We start from the raw sequence: 6,846 nt of genomic DNA, 5'->3' as shown, positions 1-6,846 counted from the left end.
CGAGCCGAGCATCTGAGCCGCGAACGCCTCCAGACGCGGACGAACCTCTTCCATCTCCTCAGGTGTCACACCTGAAAGAAGATCACAACCCTACTCCTGCTTGATCATCCGGGGTACCTAACAAAGCCCTACTAATATCTATGTGTCGAAGTTCTCAACGGATTTGACCAGTCGTGAGGCTGGCATCATCGTCAAGGAGCACGCCCTGCGCACGCGCGCTCACGGCGGACCAAATCGACCACCATGTCGCTGCGGACAGCCCTGCTCGTACTGGCCATCGTTCCCGGCGTCGCTCTGGCCGCCCTCTGGGCCGTCACCAGTGGTCAGACCCTGCTGGATTTCCAACGTCAGGCCGCCCAGGGGCAGTTGGCCCAGAAGGCGGGCCAGCCGTCCAACATCGTGTACTACAACCTGCAGGCGGAGCGGCAGCTCAGCGCCGAGGCGCTCGCCCGGCACAAGGGCGCCACCGACGCGCTGCAGCGGCAGCGCAGGCTGACCGACGACGCGATCAGGAGTTTCCAGTCGCTCTCCGACGTGGCGACCGACGACGCCCCCGGCGAGGTCCGCGACGCGGTCCGCAAGGCGCGCGAGGCGATCAACCAGCTGCCCGCCCAGCGCTCCCTCGTCGACGACGGCGGCAATGACCAGCAGAAGGCCGTGTACGGCTACTACACCGACCTGATCGCGGTCGACCTCGAACTCTTCACGGCGCTCAGCCATGTCGACAACGGCAGGATCACCACGCTCTCGCAACCGCTCGTCGACCTGTTCTGGACCAAGGAGATGATCTCCCGTTCCGATGCGTTGCTGACCCGTGGCTGGTCCGGGGGGAAGCTGAGCACCGAGGACCTGCGGTAGGTCCGGGAGGCGGTTTCCGGCCAGTCGCTCCAGTACTCCACCAAGGTCGTTCCCTATCTGCCGTCGGACGAGAAGGCCATGTGGGAGGAGATCACCCACAGCCCGGCCTGGAAGGCCAAGACGCGGGTGGAGAACGAGGTACTGCGTCCGGCCGATGCCGACGCCGCCGGCTTCGTCCGTGTCGGCGCCGAGGAGAAGACCTGGCGCGGCGCGATGGACGAACTCGATCCGCAGATCGAGAAGCTGCTGGAGCACCGCACCGCCCTCGTGGTCGAGGAGGGCAAGGGCAGCGTGATGTCGCTGCTGTTCAAGATGGTGCTGACCACGGTGGTCGGCCTGGTCGCCGTGATCGCGGTCATCTGGACCACCTGGCGCCTCACCCGCAATCTCCGCCGCCGGATCGGCAGCCTGCAGGAGCGCGCCGAGGAGCTGGAGAAGGCCCTTGCCCGATGTCGTCGAACGGCTGGGCCAGGGGGAGCGCATCGATGTCGAGGCCGAGGCCCGCGCCATCGAGCAGGACAACGGGGACGGCAGGTCCGACGAGCTGAGCCGGCTCGGCGACGCGCTCAATCTGGCACGCACCAGTGCCCTGGCGGCGGCCGTCAAACAGGCCGACCAGCACCGGGGCTTCGAGCGGCTGCTCCAGCGCATCGCGCGCCGCACCCAGCAGTTGATCGGCCAGCAGCTGAAGAAGCTGGACGAGCTGGAGCGCAAGCACGAGGACCCCGAGGAGCTGGACGGCCTCTTCGACCTCGACCACCTCACCGCCCGACTGCGGCGGTACGAGGAGAACCTGGTGATCCTCGCGGGCGGTTCCCCGCACCGGCGCTGGCGCAAGCCGGCCCCGCTGCTGGACGTGATGCGTTCCGCTCAGGGCGAGGTGCAGGACTACCGGCGTGTGGTGCTGGATCTCGACGGCAGCCCCTGGCTGTCGGAGCGGGCCGTCGGCCCGGTCTCCCATGTGCTCGCGGAGCTCATCGAGAACGCGCTCAGCTTCTCCCGCCCACCGAGCCCGGTCGAGGTCAGGGCGGCCAAGGTGAGCCGTGGTCTGGCCATCGAGGTCGAGGACCGGGGCCTGGGAATGGAGGAGGACCAGCTGGCCGCGGCCAACGAGCTGATGCTCCGGCCGCCGCGCATGGACGTGCTCGCCCACTCCGACGACATCCGGCTCGGCCTGTATGTCATCGCGCGGCTCGCGGATCAGCACAACCTGCGGGTGGAGTTCCGTTCCTCGGCGTACGGCGGCACCCGGGTGGTCGTGCTCGTCCCCGACGAACTCACCGTTCCCGAACCGCACTCCGGTCCGGTCGGCGTACCGTCCCCGGCGCCCGCCGCCCCCGCAGCCGCGCCCGCCGCACCGACACCGGCCGGTGAGCCGCTGCCCACCCGCGTCCAGGGTCAGGCACTGGCCGGGGTCACCGCGCTCAACACGGCGGGCGTTCCCCACGCCACCGCCGAACAGCCGCACACCGTGGCCGAGCAGCCGTACCCGCCGGCGAAGAACGCATTCGCCGACGGCCGGGAACGGCCCGGCCCTGCATCGGAGAACACCGTCCCGGTGCAGGACGAGCCGTACGGGACGCCCACGAGCCCGTACCCCGCACCGGCCGCGCCGTACGGCACGCACGAGCCCCCGTACGGCTCGTCGGAGCAGCCGTACATGACGGCCGCCGGCCAGTACGCCGTGGACCAGTCGTCGTACCCGGCGCCCGAGGCGCCGTACACCGCTCCGCCGCAGGAGCCGTACGCCGCTCCGTACCTTTCCGGGGCCGGGGCGGGCGGTCCCGGTCTCCCGATCCCGGAGCCGCGGCAGTCCGACCCTGCGCGCCCCGCGCAGCTGCCGGTCTCCGTGCCCGACCACCCGGCGCCGCCGGTGTCGGAAGCCATCCGCCAGGAGAACGGGTCCGGGCTGCCCGCCCTGCCCGCGCCCGGAGCGGATCCCCCGCTGCCACGCCGGGTACGGCAGGCCAGCCTGGTGGACGAACTGCGGGTCGCCATCATCATCTCGGCCGGCCAGGGCACCCACCTGGCAGTGACCGCCTCCCAGGAGGTGGACGCCGAGATCATGTCGCTCGCCATGCACAACCTCGTGCAGCAGGTCGGCCAGAAGCTCGGCACCCCGGCCCGCGAGGACTTCGACGCCTTCGGCACCGGGGACGGGCAGCGCGCGTGACCCCGCACTGGGAGGAGGAGGCCGAGGAGGACGGGGCGGGCACGATGATGCGCCCGTACACCATCACCCGGGGCCGGGCCGCTCCCGAGCGGGACGACTTCAGCCTCATCACCGTGCTGACGACCGCACAGGATCCGCGGGACGAGCACGGTGCGCCGATCCGGCCGGGGCAGCTCCAGCCGGAGCACCGGCTGATCCTGGAGCGCTGCCGCCGCCCGTCCGCGGTCGCCGAGGTCGCGTCCGACCTCGGGCTCCCGGTGTCGGTGACCAAGATCCTGCTGGCCGACCTCGTCGCCCAGGGCCTGCTGCTGGCCCGTGCCCCGCTCTCGGTGGCGCGGGCGGCCGGCGGGGCCGACATGGGCCTGCTGGCCGCCGTTCGTGACGGACTCCGGAGACTCTGAACCAAGATGACAAGCAGTCAGGCGGCCCCCGCCGCCGTCAAGATCCTCATCGCCGGAGGTTTCGGCGTCGGCAAGACCACCCTGGTGGGCGCGGTCAGCGAGGTCACCCCGCTGCGCACCGAGGAGTATCTGACCCAGGCCAGCGTCGGTGTCGACGACCTGGTCGGTGTCGGCCAGAAGGACACGACCACCGTGGCCCTGGACTTCGGCCGGATCACGGTCAGTCCCGAGCTGGTGGGCTACCTCTTCGGCACCCCCGGCCAGGAACGCTTCTGGTTCATGTGGAACGACCTCGTCAACGGGGCGCTCGGCGGTGTCGTGATCGCCGACACCCGCAGGCTGGAGACGAGCTTCGCCTCGATCGACTTCTACGAGAGCCGGGACATCCCGTTCGTGGTCGCGATCAACTGCTTCCACGGCCACAACACCCGTACGCCGGAGGAGATCAGGGCCGCGCTCGACCTCGATCCCCATGTGCCGCTGCTGATCGGCGACGTCCGCGAGCGGCCGTTCGGCCGGGACGTGCTGCTGGCCCTGGTGGACCACCTGATGAGCCTGCCCGTAGCGGCCGGCTGACCCTCGTACCTACCCCCTTACTTTTCTCGCTCTGGAGAGATCTGAGATGGCATCACCTCTGCGCGTCCTGATTCACGGCGGCGGCATCGGCGGGCTCACGCTCGCCACCGCGCTGGCCCGGCGCGGCCACACCGTCGAGGTCGCCGAGCTCCGCGACGAGCTGGAGGCGCTCGGCGTCGGCATCATCCAGCCGTCCAACGCCCTCCATGTCATGCGGGAGATCGGGGTCCTCGACGACTGCCTCAAGGCGGGCTTCGAGTGGGAGATCCTGACCATCGCCGACCCGGCCGGCACCACGCTCGCCGAAATACCGCAGCCCCGCATGGGCCACGCCCCGTCCAACAACGGCATCCCGCGCCCCGCCCTGGCCCGGCTGCTGAACGACGCCGCCGTCGCCGCCGGGGCCGTGATCCGCTTCGGTACCACCATCACCGAGCTGGTCGACGACGGCACCGGTGCGGACGTCACCCTCTGCGACGGCTCCACCGGCCGCTGGGACCTGGTGGTCGGCTTCGACGGCATCGGTTCGCCGCTGCGCACCCGGCTGTACGGGGACCGTTACACCCCCGAGTACACCGGCTTCGCCAACTGGCGGGTGACGGTGCCCCGGCAGCCCCGGGTGCGGGGAGTCGTGATGGGCACGGCGGGCAAGGACGCCAAGGCACTGCTCACCCCGATCACCGAGGAACTGATGTACCTGGGCGCGGTGTTCGCGGAGCAGGAGGACTTCCGGCCGGACCCCGAGCGGGCCCATGAGCAGCTCACGGAGCGGCTGGCGATGTTCTCCGGGCCGGTCGCCGAGGCACTCGCCACCGTCACCGACCCGGCCGCCGTGGTCTACTCGCGAATCTCCCAGGTGACGGTCGAGGAGCCGTGGCACGTGGGCCGGGTCGTGCTGGCCGGTGACGCGGCGCACGCCTCCACCCCGCACATCGCGCAGGGGGCGGCGATGGCCGTCGAGGACGCGCTGGTGCTCGCCGAGTCGCTGGACGCCGAGGCGGACGTGGCCGCGGCCCTCGAAGCATGGGAGGCCCGCCGCCGCCCCCGGGCCATGTGGATGCAGGCCATGTCGCGTGCGGTGCTCAAGCAGGAGACGGGCATCGAGACCACGCCCGAGGAGGACGAACTGCTGAAGGTCGGCATTCCGGGCGCGGCACATGTCCTGGTGAAGCCCTACTGATCCACCCGAAGCCTGACGGGCCGGGCACGGCGTGCCCGGCCCGTCAGGCGCGTTCACGGCAGTACCGCCACCCCGTCGATCTCGACCAGAGCCTGCTCGTCCCAGAGCCTCGCCACCCCGATGACCGCCATCGCCGGATAGTCGCGGCCCGCCAACCGCCGCCAGATCCGGCCCAGTTCACCGGCCCGGCTCCGGTAGTCGGCCACGTCGGTGGCGTACACCGTGACCCGGACCAGGTCCGCCGGGGCGCCGCCCGCCGCGCGCAGGGCGGTGATCAGATTGGTGAGCGCCGTCGCGAACTGCTCTGGCAGTCCGTCGCCGACGACCTTGCCGTCCGGGTCGAGGGCGGTCTGCCCGGCCAGGAAGACCAGTTGGCCGCCGGTGGCCGTGACCGCGTGCGAGAAGCCCGTGGGCGGTGAGAGTTCGGCGGGGTTGATCCGGTGGACCGGACTCATGCGGACGCCTCCCGGTTCGCGTACAGCTCCTTGGCGATGATCGTGCGCTGGACCTCGCTGGCGCCCTCGTAGATCCGTGGGGCGCGGACTTCCCGGTAGAGGTGCTCCAGGAGGTGGCCGCGGCGCAGGGCGCGGGCGCCGTGCAGTTGGACGGCGGTGTCGACGACGTACTGGGCGGTCTCGGTGGCGTACAGCTTCGCCATGGCCGCGCGGCGCGGTACGCCCGACTCGCCCGCGTCGTGGGCCGCGGCGGCCGCATACACCAGCAGCCGGGCCGCCTCGGTGCGGGTGGCCATCTCGGCGACCTGATGGGAGACGGCCTGAAGGTCCTTCAGCGGGCCGCCGAACGCGGTGCGTCCGGCGGTGTGCACCACGGTGGCATCGAGGGCGGCGCGTGCCATGCCGACGGCGAAGGCGCCGACGCTGGGACGGAAGAGGTTGAGGGTGTCCATGGCGACCCGGAAGCCCCGGTCCGGTTCGCCGAGCACATCGTCGGGCGTGACCGGAACGCCGTCGAACTCCAGGGCCCCGATGGGGTGCGGCGAGAGCATGTCGAGGGCGGTGCCGGTCAGCCCGGGGCGGTCGGCGGGGACCAGGAACGCGGTGACGCCGCGGGAGCCGGCGCCCTGGGTCGTGCGGGCGAAGACGGTGTAGAAATCGGCCTCCGGCGCGTTGGAGATCCAGCATTTCCGGCCGGTCAGCCGCCAGCCGTCGGGGGCGGGTTCGGCATTCAGGGCGAGGGCCGCCGCGTCGGAGCCGGCGCCCGGTTCGCTGAGCGCGAAGGCGGCGACGGCGCGGCCGGCCCGCACCTCGGTGAGCCAGCGTTCGCGGTGGGCCGGGGTGCCCGCGCGGACCACGGGATGGGTTCCGAGTCCCTGGAGGGCGAGCGCGGTCTCGGCCTCCGTGCAGCCGCGGGCCAGGGACTCACGGAGCAGACAGAGGTCGAGGGCGCCGGAGTTCAGCATCCGGTCGAGAAGGCCCGCCTCACCGAGGGCGGCGACCAGGGGGCGGTTGACATGGCCCGGGTCGCCTTTGTCGGCGAGGGGGCGCAATTGCTGCTCGGCAAGGACTCTCAGCTCCTCACACCAGGCGGTTTGTGCCGGATCGAGCGAGAATGCCGTCATACCGGCGCCTCTCTTGTCGGTGTCCGAGGCACCCGCGCGGCGCGCCTCGTCCTCTCGTCTTATCGCGGACCGTTGACTA

8 protein-coding genes are annotated in these 6,846 nt (G+C 71.2%); 5 read left to right on the top strand and 3 right to left on the bottom strand.

What is annotated here, in order from left to right:
• Positions 1 to 243 precede the first annotated feature (243 nt).
• Positions 244 to 858 carry a nitrate- and nitrite sensing domain-containing protein gene (locus ABZ826_RS27045; protein WP_361453455.1) on the top strand — a complete coding sequence of 205 codons (615 nt, stop codon included), beginning with the start codon at positions 244 to 246 and terminating at the stop codon, positions 856 to 858.
• Positions 859 to 911: 53 nt separating this feature from the next.
• On the opposite strand, the gene ABZ826_RS27040 is transcribed toward ABZ826_RS27045, so the two are convergent.
• Complete coding sequence (locus tag ABZ826_RS27040) at positions 912 to 1,217, bottom strand: hypothetical protein (RefSeq protein ID WP_361453452.1); 306 nt, start codon at positions 1,215 to 1,217, stop codon at positions 912 to 914.
• Between the two features lie 83 nt (positions 1,218 to 1,300).
• On the opposite strand from ABZ826_RS27040, the gene ABZ826_RS27035 reads away from it, so the two are divergent.
• The 4 genes from ABZ826_RS27035 to ABZ826_RS27020 are packed head-to-tail and all read left to right on the top strand — an operon-like array spanning position 1,301 to position 5,188.
• Entirely contained in the window at positions 1,301 to 3,031 is a 1,731-nt protein-coding gene (locus tag ABZ826_RS27035) for an ATP-binding protein (protein ID WP_361453449.1), read from the top strand.
• Between the two features lie 44 nt (positions 3,032 to 3,075).
• Positions 3,076 to 3,432 carry a DUF742 domain-containing protein gene (locus ABZ826_RS27030; RefSeq protein WP_361453476.1) on the top strand — a complete coding sequence of 119 codons (357 nt, stop codon included), beginning with the start codon at positions 3,076 to 3,078 and terminating at the stop codon, positions 3,430 to 3,432.
• Between the two features lie 6 nt (positions 3,433 to 3,438).
• On the top strand, positions 3,439 to 4,008 hold the full coding sequence (locus tag ABZ826_RS27025) for an ATP/GTP-binding protein (protein ID WP_361453446.1): 570 nt from the start codon (positions 3,439 to 3,441) through the stop codon (positions 4,006 to 4,008).
• Positions 4,009 to 4,054: 46 nt separating this feature from the next.
• Entirely contained in the window at positions 4,055 to 5,188 is a 1,134-nt protein-coding gene (locus ABZ826_RS27020; protein WP_361453443.1) for an FAD-dependent monooxygenase, read from the top strand.
• A gap of 53 nt (positions 5,189 to 5,241) precedes the next feature.
• Here the strand turns inward: ABZ826_RS27020 and ABZ826_RS27015 are convergent, their stop codons facing one another.
• Both ABZ826_RS27015 and ABZ826_RS27010 read right to left on the bottom strand, forming a co-directional pair.
• A complete protein-coding gene (locus ABZ826_RS27015) occupies positions 5,242 to 5,643 on the bottom strand; it encodes a RidA family protein (protein ID WP_361453440.1) in 402 nt (133 codons plus the stop codon).
• Positions 5,640 to 6,767 carry an acyl-CoA dehydrogenase family protein gene (locus tag ABZ826_RS27010; protein WP_361453437.1) on the bottom strand — a complete coding sequence of 376 codons (1,128 nt, stop codon included), beginning with the start codon at positions 6,765 to 6,767 and terminating at the stop codon, positions 5,640 to 5,642. Before ABZ826_RS27010 ends, ABZ826_RS27015 begins: the two co-directional genes overlap by 4 nt.
• Positions 6,768 to 6,846 lie beyond the last annotated feature (79 nt).

Origin of the sequence: Streptomyces sp. NPDC047515, assembly GCF_040643055.1 — a bacterium.
Lineage (GTDB): Bacteria > Actinomycetota > Actinomycetes > Streptomycetales > Streptomycetaceae > Streptomyces.
This window is presented reverse-complemented; position numbering and strand designations above follow the sequence as displayed.